1 protein-coding gene is annotated in these 489 nt (G+C 58.7%); it reads left to right on the top strand.

The genetic code is table 11. The features are described from left to right. Positions 1–91 precede the first annotated feature (91 nt). The coding region (locus AC1RPN_RS08315) for a hypothetical protein (RefSeq protein ID WP_481763735.1) at positions 92–489 on the top strand (398 nt) is incomplete at its 3' end.

Raw genomic sequence — 489 nt, forward strand, 5'->3', positions numbered from 1 at the left:
GTGCCTCATCTGTGACGTGCCGAAAATTCGGCTGGCCTCGGGCACTATGGCCCACGATAGCCCCTCGGACATGGCTATGCAGGTTGGGGCCATGGACCCTACGCTGTTCGGCACCAAGGACGAATTCAACGCCAAATACGGAGAGCAGGTTTCCGGTGGCCGCGTCAAAATCTGGAAGCCCGGGGCACAAGAGCAGATCATGCGAAAGATCAAATCGCGGATCGTGGTGGCTGGTGCCATGCGAAAGGAGTGGGCCGCGTTTCTTCCGACCAAGCGCGACTGGATCGGCGGCTGTCGCCTGACGCCAAACCAACAGGCTGTGTACGATTCGATCCTCGAAGAGACAATCCAGAAGATCGAGGAAGCAGCGCGCGAAAACAGCGAGCTGTCACGATTCTTGGGGCGTCACGATCGGAAGGCGATGCGGGAAGATGCCGAGGACTACGATGCGGACGCTGAGGATAACGAACACGACGAAGATGCGGATAC

This window comes from Dellaglioa sp. CoH-57-MRSF-20, from assembly GCF_056781955.1.